The organism is Thauera sp. WB-2, from assembly GCF_027594845.1.
Lineage (GTDB): Bacteria > Pseudomonadota > Gammaproteobacteria > Burkholderiales > Rhodocyclaceae > Thauera > Thauera mechernichensis.
On sequence record NZ_CP088935.1, the window covers coordinates 1,609,878 to 1,626,552 of the forward strand.

Below are 16,675 nucleotides of genomic sequence, written 5' to 3' on the forward strand. Positions count from 1 at the left end.
GGCTTCTGCGCGACAGGGGTTCGAGTTGCTCAAGTGGATCCGGTAGCAGCAGTCGGCGTGCGGGTCATGGAGGCCGGGGCACGCATGCTGCGCTGGAGATGAGTGCGTTGGCGCGGATTATCCTCCACCCGAGCCAGGAAGGGGTGTTGAACGCTGCAGTTGCGGACACACATGCCTGGAATGCCGCTGCCTAAAATAGAGGCAGCGGCACCGACTCTCGATGCGTCAAGGGCTTGCCACATTTATCCACAGCTTGTCCCGAGGGCTGCTCACGGTCGCTGGGGAAAACGGACCACGCCCGAGGGCTCGGATCTGCGCCGGTCGAGCTTGTCCGCATACATCGCGTGATCGGCATGGCGGAGCAGGCTCTCCGGGCTGTCGCCATCGTCGGGATAGAGTGCGCCACCGATCGCGCCGCCGACGCTCAGTCCGAGGCCTGCGATCTGGGGTGTGGTGAGGGGCGCGCGCAGTACCGCTTCGACGTGGAGACGAACCTGATCGAGTGCGGGGCGGTCGGTGACGTTGTCGGTGACGATCACGAACTCGTCCCCGGCGTAGCGGGCGACGAGGTCTTCCGCGCGAACGCTGTGCGCGAGACGGTTGGCAATCTCCTGCAGCACCTGGTCGCCGATTTCGTGACCGTGGTTGTCGTTGATGCTCTTGAAGCGGTTGAGGTCGATGAACAGCACGCCGACATGTGGGTTGCGCCGGTCGTTGCGTGCGTGCTCGATGCGGCGCTGCAACTGCTGGAGCAGGGCCTCGCGGTTGGCGAGCCCGGTCAGGCGGTCGGTGCGCAGGCGGTCCTGCATGCGCTCGAAGCTGCGTGCAAGCTCGCCAATCTCGTCACGGCGCACGATGCCGACCGGCGTCTCGAGGTCGCCGTCACCGATGCGGCTGGCGACGGCCGCCAAGCTGCGCAGATCGCGCGACACCCAACTCAGGATGCCGAGGCCGATCGCGACCGCGACCATCACGGCGATGGTCGCCAGCACGACCGTGCGGCGTACGTTCTCGATGACGTCGCCGAGGAAGTCGCTGGCTGGCATTGCGACCACGGTAACCCAGTCGAGGCCTGCTGCATCGCGCACGCGGTCGATGGCGGCATGGATCTGGTTGCCCTCGGGGTCGACAAACTCGAATACCCGCGGCAGCTTCTCGTCGCTGACGACCGCAATGCGGTCGCGTACCGTCAGGTAGCTCGCCTTGAGCAAGGGGTGGTCGCTCTCCGCCGCTTGCAGCCGCCCGTAGCTGCCATCGGGCAGCACGACCACGTTGGCGCTCGCTGACGAGGCGATCAGATTGCCGTCCGGCTCCACGATGAAGGCGATGCCGTTGGGCGATACCTTGAGGCGGCCGACGAAGTCATTGAGCGCCTTGAGCGCGACGTCGGTGGCGACCACGCCGGCGAATTCATTGTCGGGTCCCAGCACGCGGCGCGCACGCGTCGCGACCAGCTGCAGGGTGCCGAAATCGATGTAAACCGACGTCCAGGTGTGGCCGTCGGTCGTCTTGCCGTTTGCATACCACGGGCGTGTGCGCGGATCGAACAGCGTGGTTTCCCGGCGGACGAACTCGAGGTGGCCGTCGACACCCTGGTAGCGGTAGATGGCGCGATGTTCATCCGCGCGCAGTTTCATGCGCAGCTCGACCTCCTCGCTCGAGCGGCGATACAGCCCGAGCCCCTGGCCAGCTTCGTTGCCATAGTAAACGTAGTCGTTCGGGTCGGTATGGATGGAGGTTGCCACCCAGAAGCGGTTGCGGATGTCGTGGAAGTCCTGCTCGATGGTCGGTGGTGCGGGCATGCCCTCGGGGAAGGCCGACTCGAGCACTGCGCTCGAACCGACGACGTGCCGGTCGACTGCCTGAGTGATCCGACCGACGGTTTCGAGCAGCAATTGACCCGAGACTGTAGACAGGGCGCGGCTTCCCGCCGAATAGGAGAGCACCCCGAGGGCCACGGCGAGGCCAACGAGGAGCAGCACATAGGGCACGATCAGCACGAGCCGCAGGGAGATGGATTGCAGGAGGCGGGTCGGCATGGCGTTGGTTCGCGTTACGGACTGGCAGTCGCTAAGGCCCTGATTCTCGGACCTTGTGGGGAAGTGCGCAAGCCAGGGTCATCCGCAAGGCGGTGCCGACGAAGCCGACAAGCGCAGGTCATGGACTTGCGGTTATCATCGCGCCTCGCCCGGTCGCTGCTGGAACCGGGTTCGTCTTCGAAATCCCTCCGGAGTGTTGTCTTGAAGATCTTCTCGCCGTTGTACGCGCGGACGATGGCATGGTCGCGGCATCGACGCGCCCCCTGGTTTCTAGGTGGGCTCAGCTTTGCGGAGTCGTCATTCTTCCCGATTCCCCCTGATGTGATGCTGGCGCCGATGTGCCTGGCAAACCCGCGGCGGGCAATGTGGTTCGCCTTGCTCACGACGCTGGCTTCGGTTGCGGGCGGCTTGCTTGGCTATCTCATCGGGTACTTCGCATTCGACGCGATTGAGCCGTGGCTGCGGGAGACACGCTACTGGGCGGCCTACGAGCAGGCGGTAGCCTGGTTCGATACCTGGGGTTTCTGGGCAATCTTCGTCGCGGGCTTCTCGCCGATTCCGTACAAGGTGTTCACGATCGCAGGGGGCGTGGCGTCGATGGCGCTGGCGCCCTTCGTGCTGGCCTCGCTGGTGGGCCGTGGGGCGCGCTTCTTCCTTGTAGCCGGGCTGATGGCCTGGGGCGGCGAGCGCATGGAGGCCGTGCTGCATCGCTACGTCGACCGCCTGGGGTGGGCGACGGTCGCCGTGGTCGTGATGGGGGCGCTGATCTACAGCTTATAGGTACGCGCAGGGGCTCGCGTCTTGGCGCGCCGGCGCTACTGGGGTGCTGGCACTACTGGCCGCGCATGAAGAAGCGGTCGAGTTCTGCCATGCTGAACTGCGTCCAGGTCGGACGTCCGTGGTTGCACTGGTCTGCGCGCTCCGTGGCCTCCATGTCGCGCAGCAGCGCATTCATCTCGGGCAGGGTGAGCTGGCGATTGGCACGTACTGCGCCATGGCAGGCCATCGTAGCGAGCAGTTCGTTGCGGCGCGCCGTCACCACCTCGGTGGCGGGGTATTCGCGCAGTTCCTGGAGGAGCTGGCGCATCAGTTCGGCCACGGGGGCGCCGGCGAGGAGGGCAGGCACGCTGCGTACGGCGAGTTCCTGCGGCCCGGCGGTGCTCACGTCGAACCCCATGCCGGCGAGGACTTCGCGGCATTCCTCTGCGGCGGCCATGTCCTTGGTGCTGACCGAGAACACGGCTGGAATGAGCAGGCGCTGGACGGCGGGCCGGCCATCGAGCACCGTCTTCAGGCGCTCGTAAAGGATGCGTTCGTGCGCTGCATGCATGTCCACCAGCACCAGGCCATGCGTGTTCTGCGCCAGGATATAGACCCCATGCAGTTGGGCGAGCGCGAAGCCGAGCGGTGGCGCCGCGCCCTCGTCTGCAGACAGGGCCCTGGTTGGCCATGCGGTTGTGCTTGCCGCGGCCTGGACTGGCGCAGCGCCGCCGACAGGGCGGGCGCCAGCGGCGAAGTCCAGGTAGCTGCGGCTTGCGGCTTCCATGGCGAGCTGGCCTTGGCGCGCTGGGGCGGCAGACCAGGCGTGCCAGGTCTGAGTCCCGGCGTTGCCCGTGCTGCTGCCGGTGAGCGCAGACGTGGCGGCCATGTCAAGCATGCCGTCGGCGGACGCTGCCCGATGCTGCGGCGCAGTCGAGCTCGCGTCCGATTCGATGCGGTTTGCACCGCTTTCGGCGAGCGTGCGCTTCAGCGCGTGGTAGATGAACTGGTGGACCGCACGCGCCTCGCGAAAGCGCACCTCGATCTTGGCTGGGTGCACATTCACATCGACGCCCGCCGGGTCGAGCTCAAGAAAAAGGACATACGCCGGATGGCGGCTGCCGTGCAGGATGTCGGCATAGGCTTCGCGCACTGCATGGGTGAGCAGCTTGTCACGCACGAAACGGCCATTGACGAAGAAGAACTGCGCGTCGCGGCTCGACCGCGAGTAGGCGGGCAGTGAGGCGAAGCCGGCCAGCCTCAGCGGCCCGGCATCTGCTTCCACCTGGCGCGCCTGGGCAACGAAGTCGTCCCCCATCAAGGCTGCAACCCGTTGCGCGGAAGGTGAGGGCGGCAGGCGATGGGTCACGCGCCCGTTGTGTGCGAGCTGCAGGCTGATGTCCGGACGGGCGAGTGCGACGCGGCGGAACACGTCGTCGCAGTGCGCGTACTCGGTGGCCTCGGTCTTTAGGAACTTGCGTCGTGCCGGGGTGTTGAAATAGAGGTCGGCGACTTCGACCACGGTGCCCTGGTTGAGCGCGGCAGGCGCGATGCTGCGATCGCTGCCGTCGATGCGCCAGGCGTGAGTCGCAGCTTCGGCGCGGCTGGTGATCGTGGTGCGGGCGACGGCGGCAATTGCCGCGAGCGCTTCGCCCCGAAAGCCCATGGTGCCGACGCGCTCGAGGTCGTCGAGCGACGCGATCTTGCTGGTGGCGTGACGTTCGAGGGCGAGGGCAAGCTCCTCGCGATCGATGCCGCAGCCGTCGTCGGTGACCCTGATGCGGCGCACGCCGCCCTGTTCGAGCTGGACCTCGATCGCACGCGCGCCGGCATCCACTGCGTTCTCGAGTACCTCCTTGAGGACCGAGGCCGGGCGTTCGACAACCTCGCCTGCGGCGATCTGGTTGACCAGCAGGTCGGGAAGGCGGTGTATGTGGGGCATGGCGTGCTTGGATGATGAGCCGACGGCTGGGCGGCCTCGCATTATAGGCGCTGAGCTGCAGGCCGGGCCGCGGCGCCGGCCGTGCGCGCCTTGGCTCGAGGGGCAGGGCATGATCGGCAAGCGCTCGGTTATGATCCAGGGTCAGGGGCAATAGCGGGGGCACAGGGCAGATGCATCAAGCTGAGCGGGGGTTGCCGGCACGGGCCGCAGGCGCCCACCTCGGTGTGGCCTGCCTGATGTTGGCGCTAGCGGTGGCGCTCGGTGGTTGCTCGTCGCCGGGGACGGCGCCTTCTGAGCAGCGCGCGCGTGGTTTCGACCTGCGCCAGCTGCTCAAGACCGATATCAACCGCGTCGCAGAGCGCCATCAGCAACATGTGTTCGCCAGCTTGCGCCGCCTTGCCGACAAGCTGTACAAGCGCAATCCCGGTGAGTGGCGCAAGGGCGGTGCGGGCAGTGCCGAGGCAGCGATCTCGAGGATCTTCGACGAGAAGCATCGCTGGCGTTTTGCATCGCTGGGTAACCGTCGCGACCTCGACGCCATGCAGATTGCGCTGCATCCGGAGTATCGCGGCGACCGGGTCCAGGCCCTCGTCGTCGGGCTCGCCAGCATGGTGCAGGCCGCCCTCGGCGATCGCGAAGTTTTTTACATGCTGGATGATCTGGAGCCCCAGCACATCTACAATGCCGCCCGTAACGTAGAGATTGCAGCGTGGAAGCTCGCGACGGCGCGCGACCCTTCGGGGCGCCCGCTGTTGTTGTCCAACGAGATGGGCGAGGTTGCCAACCTGAGCTTCGAGCGCGAGTTCGGTCGCATCATCGGGCTGCTCGATGCGCTCGCCGATATCGTCGAGGACGAAACCGACCGCACCGTCACACGCGTGGTCCAGAACCTCGGCACCGCGGTCTTCCTGCCTGTGTATTGAGCCAGCCAGCTACTTTGAAAGTGCCCGTGCTGGACCCTGTTTCCCGACTCCCTCATTGCCATGAAGTCCATCGTCATCCTTATCTCCGGCCGCGGCAGCAACATGGAAGCCATTGTGCGTTCACGCATACCCGGCGCCCGCATCGCCGCGGTGATCAGCAACCGGCCGCAGGCGCCGGGCATTGTCTTTGCGCGTGAGCACGGCATCGACACCGCGGTGGTCGACCACACCGCCTATCCGGATCGCGAGGGTTTCGACGCGGCGCTGATCGAGGCCATTGACGCCCACCGTCCGGATCTCGTGGTGCTTGCCGGTTTCATGCGCTTGCTCACTGCTGGCTTCGTGCGCCATTACGAGGGCCGTTTGCTCAATATCCACCCTTCGCTGCTGCCTGCTTTCACCGGGCTCAACACGCATCGCCGCGCCCTCGAGGCCGGGGTGAGGGTGCACGGCACGACGGTGCATTTCGTAACTGCCGAACTCGATTGCGGCCCGATCGTCGTCCAGGCGGCGGTCGAGGTGCGCTGCGGTGACGACGAGGCGGCACTGGCCGCGCGCGTTCTCGAGCAGGAGCACCGCATCTATCCGCAGGCCGTGCGCTGGTTCGTTGACGGGCGGCTGTCCATTGATGCGCACGGACGGGTGAGCCTGCGCGACGCGCCTGATGAGCCGCTGCCTGCACTTGTTTCGCCGCGCCTCGAGCCCTCGGGTGGGGGCGTGTCGTGAGCGGCAGCCTGCGCTTTGTCGTGCTGCTCTCCCTGGCCTGCCTGGTGCCCGCGGCCGCAGCAGCGGGTTTTGCCGATCCGCCGGCGACTGGCAGCATGCGTTTCGACGTTCATTACGGTTCTCAAGGCTTCAAGGTTGGCAGTGCCCAGCACAGCTGGTCCCTTGCGGATGGACGCTATGAGCTCGAACTCGAGCTTGAGGCGCGCGGGCTCGCGGGTCTGTTCGGCTTGCAGTACCGTCAGCACAGCCGTGGGCTGCTGAGCGGGGCGGGCTTGCGGCCCGAGCTGTTCAGTGTCGAGCAGCGCGGACGCAAGAGCGAGGCAGCGCATTTCGACTGGCCGGCAGGGCGTGTCAGCATCCGCCGCGATGGTGCGGAGCGGCGCAGCGGTACGCTCGAGGCGGGGGCGCAGGATCTGCTCAGCCTGTGGCACCAGGCCAGCCACGTCGCCCGTAATGGCAGGCCTGTCAGTCTTCAGGTCATCACCAACAAGAGCGTCAAGGACGCAGTGCTGGAGCCGGACGGCAAGGAGTCTCTGAGCCTGCCCATCGGCAAGGTGGAGACCTTGCGCCTGCGCGCGCACGCCGAGGATGGCGGGCTGAACATCCGGATCTGGCTGTCGGTAGACCATGGGCTGCTGCCGGTGCGCATCCGCATCGAGGACGAAAAGGGCGGAGTGCTGGATCAGCGCGCCGCCGCGATTGAAACGGGACGCCCGGCGGCGACCGCAACAGGAACCAAGAACTGACATGACCAAGACGAGCAAACCCGGCCGCCCGCGCACGGCAGGCAGAACTGCCACGACCGGCCGAACCGACAGGGCGGCGCGCCCGCAAGAGGCAGGCGCTGTCACCGGGGCGGGGATTTCGCGGCAGCTATTCATTCAGGCAACCCAGGCCCTGGGGGCAGTGCTCGCCTTCGAGTACCCGGCCGATGCGGTGTTGTCGCGCCATTTCCGTGACAACCGCGAGCTCGGACATCGCGACCGCGGCTTCATTGCCGAGGCGGTGTATGGCGTGCTACGCCGTTTGCGCTGGCTGCGCCGGCTGGCCGGTGCGGAGGCCACGCCGCGCATGCTGCTGCTGGCCTGGTTCGCGCGTGGTGAAGGCTGGCCGATGCGTAATTTCGAGGGCCTGGTGAGCGCTACCGAGAGCGATTGGCTTGCTTCCGTCAAGGCTGCCGACGCTGGCGAGATGAGTCTCGCCGAGCGCGTCGACCTGCCCGACTGGCTGGCTGAGCGGCTGCTGCAGCAGATGGACGAAGCCGAGCTGGTGGCGCTTGCACATGGGCTGAACCGGCCGGCGCCGCTCGACCTGCGGGTGAACCTGCTCAAGGCCGACCGCGACGCGGTGCTGGCGCAGCTGCAGGCCGGTGGTGTTGCCGCCGAGCCCGGCAGGCTGTCGCCGCAGGCCATCCGGCTCGCGGCCAAACCGGCGCTGCAAAAGCACCCGCTGTTCCTGGACGGCAGCTTCGAGGTCCAGGACGAGGGCAGCCAGCTGCTTGGCCTGCTGGTGCAGCCGCGGCGCGGGGAGTTGGTGGTCGATTTTTGCGCTGGCGCGGGTGGCAAGACGCTGCAGCTGGGGGCGCTGATGCGCTCGACTGGCCGACTGTATGCCTTTGATGTGTCGGACAAGCGGCTGGCCAAGCTCAAGCCGCGCATGGCCCGCGCCGGTCTGTCGAACGTGCACCCGGTGCTGATTGCCCATGAGGCCGATGCCAAGGTCAAGCGCCTTGCCGGCAAGGCCGACCGCGTGCTGGTCGATGCGCCATGCACCGGCCTGGGTACCTTGCGCCGCAATCCGGACCTGAAATGGCGCCAGTCGCCTGCAGCAGTCGAGGAGATGGTCGCCAAGCAGGGGGCGATCCTGGCTGCGGCGGCGCGTCTGGTGCGCCCGGGAGGCCGCCTGGTGTATGCCACCTGCAGTCTGCTCGCGGAAGAGAACGATGCCATCGTCGACGCCTTCCTGGCTGCGCACCCTGGCTTCGCGCAGCTGTCGGCCCAGGACATCCTCGACAAGCAGGGGGTGGTCGTCGCCACTGGCGAGCGCCTGCGCCTGATGCCCCATGTGCACGACACCGACGGGTTCTTTGCTGCCGTGATGGAGCGCCGTGCCGAGGCTTGAGCACGCGCGCTGCGGCCTTGGTATCTGCGCCGGAGTGCTGCTCGCGGCCGGTGTGGTATTCGTTACGCCGGCGCTGGCCAGCCAGCGCTTTGCCGCCAAGGGCGAGGTAGAGCTGGCCTTCTCGCCCAGGGACAACACCGAGCAGGTCGTGATCGATCTCATTGCGGCTGCGCGCAAAAGCCTGCAAGTGCAGGCCTACGTGTTCACCAGCCGCAGCATCGCCGATGCCATGGTGGCGGCGCGCCAGCGTGGCGTGAAGGTGGAGGTGCTGGCCGACGCGCAGATGAACCGCCGCGAGAAGGGCAATGCCATCCCGCGCTTGCTGGCGGGCGGGGTGCCGGTCGCTTTCGAGACCAAGTACAACGCCGCCCACAACAAGCTCATCATTGCCGATGCCGAGGGGCCGGCCTGTGCGGTGCTCACCGGCTCCTACAACTTCACCTGGTCGGCACACAATCGCAACGCGGAAAATCTGCTCATCGTGCGCGGACATTGCGAGCTGGCACGCGCCTACCGCGACAATTGGCTGCGCCACCGTGCCGAAGCTACGCCTGTCAAGTCGCTGCCATGGCGGCCTTGACCCGATTGTGGACGGCGTGAAAGCGTATTGAACGCTTGGTCGTGCGCGCCGGTCTCAAGCTGGCGTATGCGCGCGGCGGCGCGTTCCGGGTAGTGGTTTCCGGTTTGCTGCGCGCGCTGGCGTAGAATCCAAGCGCTGTGTTCCTCAGAGGTGTTGTCACGCATGTATAACGGGCTGTTCGATCTTCCCTGGTGGGGCTATGTCGTCGTCGCACTCGCGCTCACCCACGTCACCATCGCTGCGGTGACGATCTTTCTGCATCGCCACCAGGCGCACCGTGCGCTGGACCTGCACCCTGTGCCCAGTCACTTCTTCCGCTTCTGGCTTTGGCTCACGACGGGCATGGTCACGCGCGAATGGGCGGCGATCCACCGCAAGCACCACGCCAAATGCGAGACGGTCGAAGATCCTCATAGCCCGCAGACGCGTGGCCTGGCGAAGGTGCTATGGCAGGGGGCGGAGCTCTATCGTGCCGAGGCCAAGAATGCCGAAACGCTCGCACGCTACGGCCACGGTACGCCGGACGACTGGCTCGAACGCAACGTGTATCGCCATTCCGTGCTCGGCGTCTCGATCATGCTGGTCATCGATCTCATTGCGTTCGGTCCGATCGGCCTGACGATCTGGGCGGTGCAGATGGTGTGGATCCCTTTCTGGGCGGCAGGCGTGGTCAACGGGCTCGCGCACTATTGGGGCTATCGCAACTACGATTGCAGCGATGCATCGCGCAACATCCTGCCCTGGGGCATCCTGATCGGCGGTGAGGAGCTGCACAACAACCACCACAGCTTCGCGACGTCGGCCAAGCTGTCGGCGCGCTGGTATGAGTTCGACATTGGCTGGATGTACATCCGCATGCTGGAGATGCTTGGTCTGGCGAAGGTCAAGAAGACGATCCCCAAGCCGCGCCTGGTCGAGGCCAAGGCGGTGCCGGACCTGGATACCTTGCAGGCGGTCGTCACCCACCGCTACGACGTGATGACGAACTACATGCATTCGCTGCGCAAGCTTTGCGCTGCCGAGTTGAAGCGTGTCAAGCGCGATGCGGTGAGCGGTCTGGACGTCAGGGCAGTGCGGCGCTGGGTGCTGTCCGGCGAGGAGCGCCACCTTGGCGACGCGCAGAAGGAGCAGGTGCGCGTCGCCGTCGGCATGAGCCCGGCGCTGGCAACCGTGGTTGCGATGCGCGAGGAGCTGGCGGCGATCTGGGCACGCTCCAATGCATCGCGTGAGCAACTGCTGGCGCAACTGCAGGACTGGGTTACGCGCGCCGAGCAAAGCGGGATTGCCCAGCTGCAGGAGTTCGCCCTGCGCCTGCGCCGCTACGCTGTCTGAACAGCGGCGCCCGGCAGGCCGGGCTTCTTCAGGTGCGTACGGCATCTGCCCAGCAGTTGGGCGTTTCGTATAGTCGTACGCGCTCGAGCCGCAGATGGTTGCCGTAGGTGTCGCGGTAGGCGGGATCGAGCAGGCGGAATGCCTCCGCGGCGAGATTCTCGGCGGTGGGAACGAGGTCCAGCACGACGGTCTTGTGTTCGGGCATCGAGGTGAGGAAGTCGAGCACCCGGGTGTCGCCACGATAGACCAGGAAAGCGTGGTCCCAGCGGTCCACGACGAGTTCCTTGGCGATGCGCTTGACGTCGGCGAAGTCCATGATCATGCCATTGACCGGAAGGCCGTCGGCCTTGATCACCTCGCCCGAAAGGGTGATCTCGAGCGCATAGCGATGCCCATGAAGGTGGCGGCATTGGCTGGCATGGTCGGGGATCCGGTGACCGGCATCGAACTCGAGGCGGCGGGTGATGCGCATGGCGACTCTCTCTTGTGGGGGCGCGGATTATAGCACCGGGGGCGCTGCTGCCGGTGTCCACGGAAATTGCAAGTCTCTGAGCTGACGATGAATTCTTCCATTTCTTCGGGTGCACCGGCAAACCGTGCCAGCACCCTGGACATCCGAAACCACGACCGCGATCTCGCCGGGCTCACCTATGTGTATCCGGTGCTGTCAAGGCGAGCAGGTGGGGTGTCGATCGGCATCAACCTCAACCCGAACAATGCCTGCAACTGGCATTGCGTGTATTGCCAGGTGCCTGGCCTGGTGCGGGGCAAGGCACCGGAGATCGATCTTGCCCGACTGCAGGACGAATTGCGCGGCTTCCTCGCCGACCTCATCCACGGCAGCTGGATGGCGCGCCACGTTCCCGATGGTGCGCGTGTCATTCGCGACATTGCCTTCTCTGGAAACGGCGAGCCGACGAGTGCGGCGGTCTTCGGCGAGGCGGTCGAGCTGGTTGCCGGGCTCAAGGCGGAGTTCGGCCTTGCGGCGGATGCCGTGCCGCTCAGGTTGATCACCAATGGCAGCCTGTTGGGCCAGGCACGCGTCCTCTCCGCAGTGCGCCGGCTGGCGGATGCGGGGGGAGAGGTGTGGTTCAAGGTCGATGCAGGCACGGTGGACGGTATCGAGCGCATCAATGGCGTACACCTGGAGCCGGAGGCCGTCGCGCGCAACTTGCAGCGCTGCGCGCTGGCCTGTCCGACCTGGGTTCAGACCTGCATGTTCCGTTGGGATGGTCAGGTACCCGCGGACGCGGACATCGAGGCTTATCTCGGGGTGCTCGAGGCGGCCGGACTGGAGCACTTGCGCGGGGTGCTGCTGTACGGAGTTGCACGTCCGTCCATGCAGGCGGAGGCGTCACGACTCAGCGCCTTGACCAGCGACGAACTCGAAGCGATTGCCGAGCGCATCAGAAAAAAAGGGCTGACGGTATCCGTCAGCCCTTGAGTTCGATTGCCCGGTGATCAGCGCTCCTTGCGCTTGGCACGAGCTTCCTTCTTGAGCGTCTTGTAAAGCTCGGGGTTGGTCGCCTTGAGGTACTCGGCGACATCCACGTCGTCGCGCTTGACCTTGTTGATGTCGATTTGCTCGACATGCACCAGGCGCAGCAGCGCCTGCACGGGGCGAGGAATGTTGCGCCCGCTTTCGTAACGCGACCCGCCACTCTGGGTCACGCCGATCTTGGACCAGAACTGCGACTGGTTCAGGCCGAGCTTTCGGCGAATTTCGCGAACATCGATTTTTTCGGTGACTTTCATTACGGTATTCCTTTTTCTCTTGACCAAGGTGGACACGGCAACGGGGTCGACTCTGGCATGGGGTGAATGGGTTTCCTATGACCTAAGTCATAGGGTGTATGAAGTATAGATCACTATCCTTTCCTCATACAATGTGGTTTTTGTTGTTTTAGTTGAAATCTGTGATTTTTTGCCTGATGTGCTCTGTCTGCCGGCGTCCTCCGGCAAATTCCTGTCCTGACGCCTTCAACGGTAGTGACGAGGCACTTTCACGTCAAATTGGATACGACAATGGCACTAATAGTTCAGCTTGACGCCGTCGTGTGCTGACCTTCCTTCGGGGGGGGCGGCTCGATTCGGCCAATGGTGCGATGCATGAAAAAGGCGCGTGAACGTGTTTGACCGATAGCCCCGAACTCGCTATGATCGCGCCTTCCTGATGGAGACGTGGCCGAGAGGTCGAAGGCACTCCCCTGCTAAGGGAGCATGCGGGCTAAAACTCGCATCGAGGGTTCGAATCCCTCCGTCTCCGCCAGAGCACTGAAGCCCCTTGTTTCGAGGGGCTTTTTTGCGTTTACGCGGCGCAGGCCGAGGCGATGGTCCTTGTCAGCGTTCATCTTGGGCGACCACGGTTGGCCGCTGTTCTGCCAGCCGTTCTTGAGGCGGAATCCGGCCTGTGTTCCTTCCTTGATCACTTCGCCCTGGAAACCGTTGATGACGTAGCGTGCTTTGGCAAAGCCGCTCTCGCGCAGACAGGCGGTGTGATCAGCGCTATGTCACCGAGGTTACACAGGACTGCCGTGCAAGGACGCCAGGCGTACGACGGCCAGGGCGATGCCGAGCAGACAGGCGGTACCCGAGAACATCAGGCGCCAGGCCAGGTGTCGTGGTACGAAGCCGACGCCACGCACGAAGCCCGCGCTCATGGCCCAGAACAGTGCCATAGCGGCCCAGTGGTCCGCGCCGCCCTGCGGACCGGAGAGGGCGGCGGGCCAGGCGGTGATGCCGAGCATGATCGCGATGGCTGTCAGCAGCGGCAGCAGGCTGATCCCGCCGGTCGGCGCGGCGGGCGGGTGGGGGGCGACCTTCGTGTTCATCGTGGCCTCCTTGCCGCCTTCAGTGTGCGCCGCTGCCGTTCGGGTGAACCGGATCGGCGTCGAGACGGGGCTGTCGCAGCGCGTCGGCGCGTGCCTCTTCGCGCGCCTGTTCATTTTCGCCCCACAGGGCGTTGAGGATGGCCAGCAGCACGGCGAAGCCGATGCCCAGGACCCAGGCGAAATACCACATGTCGTTCTCCTTGTTTCGTGTGCGCGCTCAGTATGCGGAGTGCTCGTTCTCGCGGATGTAGGCCGCGGTGACTTTGCCTGCCATCACGCTGTAGGCCCAACTGGTGTAGGCAACGATGATCGGCATGAAGATCAGCGTGGCCCAGAACATGATGCCCAGCGTGCGTTGGCTTGAGACCGCATCCCACACGGTGAGGCTGGCGCCCGGCACGGTCGAGGAGGGCATCACGAAGGGGAACATGGATACGCCAGCGGTGCCGATCACGCCCACGATGGCGAACGACGAAGCAACGAAAGCGGCCAGGGTGCGCCCCTTCCAGACCAGCAACAGCGCGGCAATGCCGCCGGCGTAGCCCAGCGCCGGCACCAGCATCGTCAGCGGCGCCTTGGCGTAATTGGCCAGCCAGGCGCCGGGCTGCAGTTCGACTGTCTTGGCGAGTGGGTTGGGCAGCGCCGCGGTGTCCACCGCCGAGGTGATGGCGTAGCCGAAGCTGCCGTTGGCGATCCATAGCCCGGCGGCGGTGAAGCCCACCAGCATCAGCACGCCGAAAACCAGCGCGGCGGTTATCGAACGGCGCTGGATGTCGCCCTCGGTACGGTGCGCAAGATAGATCGCGCCGTGGAAGGTGATCATCGCCGTGCTCACCACGCCGGCGAGCAGCGCAAAGGGGTTGAGCAGGCCCCAGAAACTGCCGGTGTAGTGGGACACCAGGGTGTCGTCGAAGTGGAAGGGCACGCCTTGCAGCAGGTTGCCGAAGGCCACGCCGAAGATCAGCGGCGGCACTGCACCGCCGATGAAGAGCCCCCAGTCCCAGGTGCTGCGCCAGGCGGCGTTGTGGATCTTGCTGCGGTAGTCGAAGCCCACCGGGCGGAAGAAGAGCGCCCACAGCACCGCCAGCATCGCCCAGTAGAAGCCCGAGAAGGCTGTGGCATAGACGATCGGCCAGGCGGCGAAGATGGCACCGCCGCCGGTGATGAACCACACCTGGTTGCCGTCCCAGTGCGGGCCGACGGTGTTGATGACGACGCGGCGCTCCTCGTCGTTCTGGCCGACGAAGGGCAGCAGGGTGCCCACGCCCATGTCGTGGCCGTCCATGATGGCGAAGCCGACGAGCAACACGCCCACCAGCAGCCACCAGATGAGTTTCAGGGTCGGGTAGTCGAAGATCATGATGTCCGCTCCGGGATCAGGCGTGGGCGTGCTGGGTTTCGTTCATGTAGCGGCCGGTGCCCAGGCTGCCCGGCCCCTGGCGGGCGAACTTGATCATCAGAACCATCTCGACGATCAGCAGCAGGGTGTAGAAGCCGACAAAGCCAGCCAGCGAGCCATACAGGCTTTCCACCGTCAGCGTGGACACCGACAGGTGGGTGGGCAGCACGCCGTAGATCGTCCACGGCTGGCGGCCGTACTCGGCGACGAACCAGCCCATCTCGCAGGCCAGCCACGGCATCGGCAGGAACCACAGCGCCCACTTGAGCAGCCACGGCCGCTGTGCGAAGTCGCCCTTGATCGAGTACCACAGCGCCAGGCCGAACAGCGCCAGCATCGCGAAGCCCAAAGCCACCATGATGCGGAAGGTCCAGAACAGCGGCGCCACCTTGGGCAGCGTGTCGCGCGCGGCGCGGTCGATCAGCGCGGGGGTGACGTCGTCCATCGAGGCGACGTATTTCTTGAGCAGCAGGCCGAAGCCGAGGTCGCTCTTGACCTTGTCGAAGGCTTCACGCAGTGCTGCGTCCTGCGGGTTCTTGCGCAGCGCCTCGAGCAGCTTCACCGCCTCTACGCCTACGGTTACGCGCTCGCGGTTCAGGGCGTAGATCTGGTTCAGGCCGGGCAGCTCCTTGTCGAGGGAGCGCGTGCCGATGAGGCCCATCACCCAGGGAATATGGATGGCGAAGTCGTTCTTCATCTCGGCTTCGTTGGGCACGGCGATGACGTTGAAGCTGGCCGGGGCTGGTTCGGTCTCCCACATCGCCTCCATTGCCGCGAGCTTGGTCTGTTGTGCTTCGCCGAGCGCGTAGCCGGATTCGTCGCCAAGCACGATCACCGAGCAGATCGAGGCGAAGCCGAAGGCCGCAGCGATGCGGAACGACCGCTTGGCGAACTCCACATCGCGCCCGCGCAGCAGGTACCAGGCCGAGATCGACAGCACGAACATGGCGCCGGTCACGTAGCCCGCCGACACCGTATGCACGAACTTGCCCTGTGCCACCGGGTTGAACACCACCGCCCAGAAGTCGGTGAGCTCCATGCGCATGGTTTCAAAACTGAACTCGGAACCCACCGGGTTCTGCATCCAGCCGTTGGCGATCAGGATCCACAGCGCCGACAGGTTGGTGCCCACCGCCATCAGGATCGTCACCAGCAGGTGCTGCTGGCGCGACAGGCGGTCCCAGCCGAAGAAGAACAGACCGATGAAGGTCGATTCGAGGAAGAAGGCCATCAGACCCTCGATCGCCAGCGGCGCACCGAAGATGTCGCCCACGTAGTGCGAGTAGTAGGCCCAGTTGGTGCCGAACTGGAACTCCAGCGTGATGCCGGTGGTGACGCCCAGTGCGAAGTTGATGCCGAAGAGCTTGCCCCAGAAGCGGGTCATGTCCTTGTAGATCGTCTTGCCGGTCATGACATAGACGCTTTCCATGATGACCAGCATCCACACCATGCCGAGCGTGAGCGGCACGAAGAGGAAGTGGTACATCGCCGTGGCTGCGAACTGCAGCCGCGACAGGTCGACGAGTTGCTCACTGACCATGGGTTTCTCCTGGAGGTGGTCGATGCGATGGCGGAGTTGAACGGGAAACCTGTGCGGCCATGGTCGAGCTGTCGACCGATACGCGTGCGTCGCGGATGAAGGCCCACCACAGCGCCGTGATCAGCGCGAGCTTGATCAGTACGACGACGACGAGATGGCGCAGCAGGCCTTGATCTGGCAGGTTCATGCGGAACTCCTTTTGATAAGGGGGTGCTTATCAAGTCCCGTGCCAGCGTCGCCGAATGGGCTGGATTTGAGTTGAATCAAGGTACTTGCGGGTAGATCCCTTGCTCAGGGGAGAGGGCTGTCACTGCTGCTGTCTGCAGATGTGGCAGTTCGTGCACCCTTGAAGTGTCAAAGTGGCAGCGGTGGAAGGTTGTGCGCCAGAGCGCGGCGTCACGGAACGCTGTGAGCACTTGTGCCGGCTCGCGGGGCGTGGAGAAGCCCGCAGTGGCGCACGATCACGCGCGCGACGCCAGCTAG

At 65.2% G+C, this 16,675-nt stretch carries 17 protein-coding genes and 1 tRNA gene; 9 read left to right on the plus strand and 9 right to left on the minus strand.

The features are described 5' to 3' along the window. Window positions 1–269 precede the first annotated feature (269 nt). Entirely contained in the window at window positions 270–2,039 is a 1,770-nt protein-coding gene (locus LQF09_RS07330; protein ID WP_002923702.1) for a diguanylate cyclase domain-containing protein, read from the minus strand. 201 nt (window positions 2,040–2,240) lie between these two features. On the opposite strand from LQF09_RS07330, the gene LQF09_RS07335 reads away from it, so the two are divergent. Then, window positions 2,241–2,819 carry a YqaA family protein gene (locus LQF09_RS07335; protein WP_037983899.1) on the plus strand — a complete coding sequence of 193 codons (579 nt, stop codon included), beginning with the start codon at window positions 2,241–2,243 and terminating at the stop codon, window positions 2,817–2,819. 52 nt (window positions 2,820–2,871) lie between these two features. Here the strand turns inward: LQF09_RS07335 and mutL are convergent, their stop codons facing one another. Then, window positions 2,872–4,740 (minus strand): DNA mismatch repair endonuclease MutL, encoded by a 1,869-nt coding sequence (mutL, locus tag LQF09_RS07340; protein ID WP_270069578.1) that lies wholly within the window; start codon window positions 4,738–4,740, stop codon window positions 2,872–2,874. Between the two features lie 224 nt (window positions 4,741–4,964). Here mutL and LQF09_RS07345 point away from each other — a divergent pair, with 224 nt between their 5' ends. From LQF09_RS07345 to LQF09_RS07370, 6 genes are all read left to right on the plus strand, one after another. After that, complete coding sequence (locus LQF09_RS07345) at window positions 4,965–5,663, plus strand: hypothetical protein (RefSeq protein ID WP_270069860.1); 699 nt, start codon at window positions 4,965–4,967, stop codon at window positions 5,661–5,663. A 60-nt stretch (window positions 5,664–5,723) separates the two neighbouring features. Continuing rightward, entirely contained in the window at window positions 5,724–6,389 is a 666-nt protein-coding gene (purN, locus tag LQF09_RS07350) for a phosphoribosylglycinamide formyltransferase (protein WP_002923706.1), read from the plus strand. Then, window positions 6,386–7,135: a DUF3108 domain-containing protein gene (locus tag LQF09_RS07355; protein ID WP_270069579.1), complete on the plus strand. Its 750-nt coding sequence runs from the start codon at window positions 6,386–6,388 to the stop codon at window positions 7,133–7,135. The genes purN and LQF09_RS07355 overlap by 4 nt, the downstream gene beginning before the upstream one ends. Before the next feature lies 1 nt (window position 7,136). Next, entirely contained in the window at window positions 7,137–8,510 is a 1,374-nt protein-coding gene (locus LQF09_RS07360) for an RsmB/NOP family class I SAM-dependent RNA methyltransferase (protein ID WP_270069580.1), read from the plus strand. Next, complete coding sequence (locus tag LQF09_RS07365; RefSeq protein WP_002923712.1) at window positions 8,497–9,090, plus strand: phospholipase D family nuclease; 594 nt, start codon at window positions 8,497–8,499, stop codon at window positions 9,088–9,090. The genes LQF09_RS07360 and LQF09_RS07365 overlap by 14 nt, the downstream gene beginning before the upstream one ends. Before the next feature lie 162 nt (window positions 9,091–9,252). After that, entirely contained in the window at window positions 9,253–10,422 is a 1,170-nt protein-coding gene (locus LQF09_RS07370; RefSeq protein ID WP_002923713.1) for a DesA family fatty acid desaturase, read from the plus strand. A gap of 28 nt (window positions 10,423–10,450) precedes the next feature. Here LQF09_RS07370 and queD read toward each other — a convergent pair whose 3' ends face one another. Continuing rightward, window positions 10,451–10,894, minus strand: coding sequence for a 6-carboxytetrahydropterin synthase QueD (gene queD / locus LQF09_RS07375; protein ID WP_002923714.1), 444 nt, complete (start codon window positions 10,892–10,894; stop codon window positions 10,451–10,453). 87 nt (window positions 10,895–10,981) lie between these two features. On the opposite strand from queD, the gene LQF09_RS07380 reads away from it, so the two are divergent. Further along, window positions 10,982–11,866 (plus strand): radical SAM protein, encoded by an 885-nt coding sequence (locus LQF09_RS07380; RefSeq protein WP_002923718.1) that lies wholly within the window; start codon window positions 10,982–10,984, stop codon window positions 11,864–11,866. Between the two features lie 17 nt (window positions 11,867–11,883). Here the strand turns inward: LQF09_RS07380 and LQF09_RS07385 are convergent, their stop codons facing one another. Then, window positions 11,884–12,177, minus strand: a complete 294-nt coding sequence (locus tag LQF09_RS07385) for a helix-turn-helix domain-containing protein (RefSeq protein ID WP_002923721.1) — start codon at window positions 12,175–12,177, stop codon at window positions 11,884–11,886. 420 nt (window positions 12,178–12,597) lie between these two features. Here LQF09_RS07385 and LQF09_RS07390 point away from each other — a divergent pair. Beyond that, window positions 12,598–12,691 (plus strand) — tRNA-Ser (locus tag LQF09_RS07390). A 250-nt stretch (window positions 12,692–12,941) separates the two neighbouring features. Here the strand turns inward: LQF09_RS07390 and LQF09_RS07395 are convergent. The 5 genes from LQF09_RS07395 to cydP are packed head-to-tail and all read right to left on the minus strand — an operon-like array spanning window position 12,942 to window position 16,379. Further along, window positions 12,942–13,253 carry a cyd operon YbgE family protein gene (locus LQF09_RS07395; protein ID WP_002923722.1) on the minus strand — a complete coding sequence of 104 codons (312 nt, stop codon included), beginning with the start codon at window positions 13,251–13,253 and terminating at the stop codon, window positions 12,942–12,944. A gap of 19 nt (window positions 13,254–13,272) precedes the next feature. Beyond that, window positions 13,273–13,443 carry a cytochrome bd-I oxidase subunit CydX gene (gene cydX, locus LQF09_RS07400; RefSeq protein ID WP_002923724.1) on the minus strand — a complete coding sequence of 57 codons (171 nt, stop codon included), beginning with the start codon at window positions 13,441–13,443 and terminating at the stop codon, window positions 13,273–13,275. A gap of 27 nt (window positions 13,444–13,470) precedes the next feature. Then, the gene (gene cydB / locus LQF09_RS07405; RefSeq protein WP_270069581.1) at window positions 13,471–14,613 is read right to left on the minus strand and encodes a cytochrome d ubiquinol oxidase subunit II; all 1,143 of its coding nucleotides are present in this window, start codon (window positions 14,611–14,613) and stop codon (window positions 13,471–13,473) included. A gap of 16 nt (window positions 14,614–14,629) precedes the next feature. After that, entirely contained in the window at window positions 14,630–16,192 is a 1,563-nt protein-coding gene (locus LQF09_RS07410; RefSeq protein ID WP_002923727.1) for a cytochrome ubiquinol oxidase subunit I, read from the minus strand. After that, the gene (cydP, locus tag LQF09_RS07415; RefSeq protein ID WP_002923728.1) at window positions 16,182–16,379 is read right to left on the minus strand and encodes a cytochrome oxidase putative small subunit CydP; all 198 of its coding nucleotides are present in this window, start codon (window positions 16,377–16,379) and stop codon (window positions 16,182–16,184) included. Before cydP ends, LQF09_RS07410 begins: the two co-directional genes overlap by 11 nt. Between the last annotated feature and the right edge of the window lie 296 nt (window positions 16,380–16,675).

Bases quoted from the DNA above. Each gene is read 5' to 3' on its own strand.
- LQF09_RS07330 (WP_002923702.1), bottom strand. From the start codon at position 2,039: ATGCCGACCCGCCTCCTGCAATCCATCTCCCTGCGGCTCGTGCTGATC.
- mutL (WP_270069578.1), bottom strand. From the start codon at position 4,740: ATGCCCCACATACACCGCCTTCCCGACCTGCTGGTCAACCAGATCGCC.
- purN (WP_002923706.1), top strand. From the start codon at position 5,724: ATGAAGTCCATCGTCATCCTTATCTCCGGCCGCGGCAGCAACATGGAA.
- LQF09_RS07360 (WP_270069580.1), top strand. From the start codon at position 7,137: ATGACCAAGACGAGCAAACCCGGCCGCCCGCGCACGGCAGGCAGAACT.
- LQF09_RS07370 (WP_002923713.1), top strand. From the start codon at position 9,253: ATGTATAACGGGCTGTTCGATCTTCCCTGGTGGGGCTATGTCGTCGTC.
- queD (WP_002923714.1), bottom strand. From the start codon at position 10,894: ATGCGCATCACCCGCCGCCTCGAGTTCGATGCCGGTCACCGGATCCCC.
- LQF09_RS07380 (WP_002923718.1), top strand. From the start codon at position 10,982: ATGAATTCTTCCATTTCTTCGGGTGCACCGGCAAACCGTGCCAGCACC.
- LQF09_RS07385 (WP_002923721.1), bottom strand. From the start codon at position 12,177: ATGAAAGTCACCGAAAAAATCGATGTTCGCGAAATTCGCCGAAAGCTC.
- LQF09_RS07395 (WP_002923722.1), bottom strand. From the start codon at position 13,253: ATGAACACGAAGGTCGCCCCCCACCCGCCCGCCGCGCCGACCGGCGGG.
- cydX (WP_002923724.1), bottom strand. From the start codon at position 13,443: ATGTGGTATTTCGCCTGGGTCCTGGGCATCGGCTTCGCCGTGCTGCTG.
- cydB (WP_270069581.1), bottom strand. From the start codon at position 14,613: ATGATCTTCGACTACCCGACCCTGAAACTCATCTGGTGGCTGCTGGTG.
- LQF09_RS07410 (WP_002923727.1), bottom strand. From the start codon at position 16,192: ATGGTCAGTGAGCAACTCGTCGACCTGTCGCGGCTGCAGTTCGCAGCC.
- cydP (WP_002923728.1), bottom strand. From the start codon at position 16,379: ATGAACCTGCCAGATCAAGGCCTGCTGCGCCATCTCGTCGTCGTCGTA.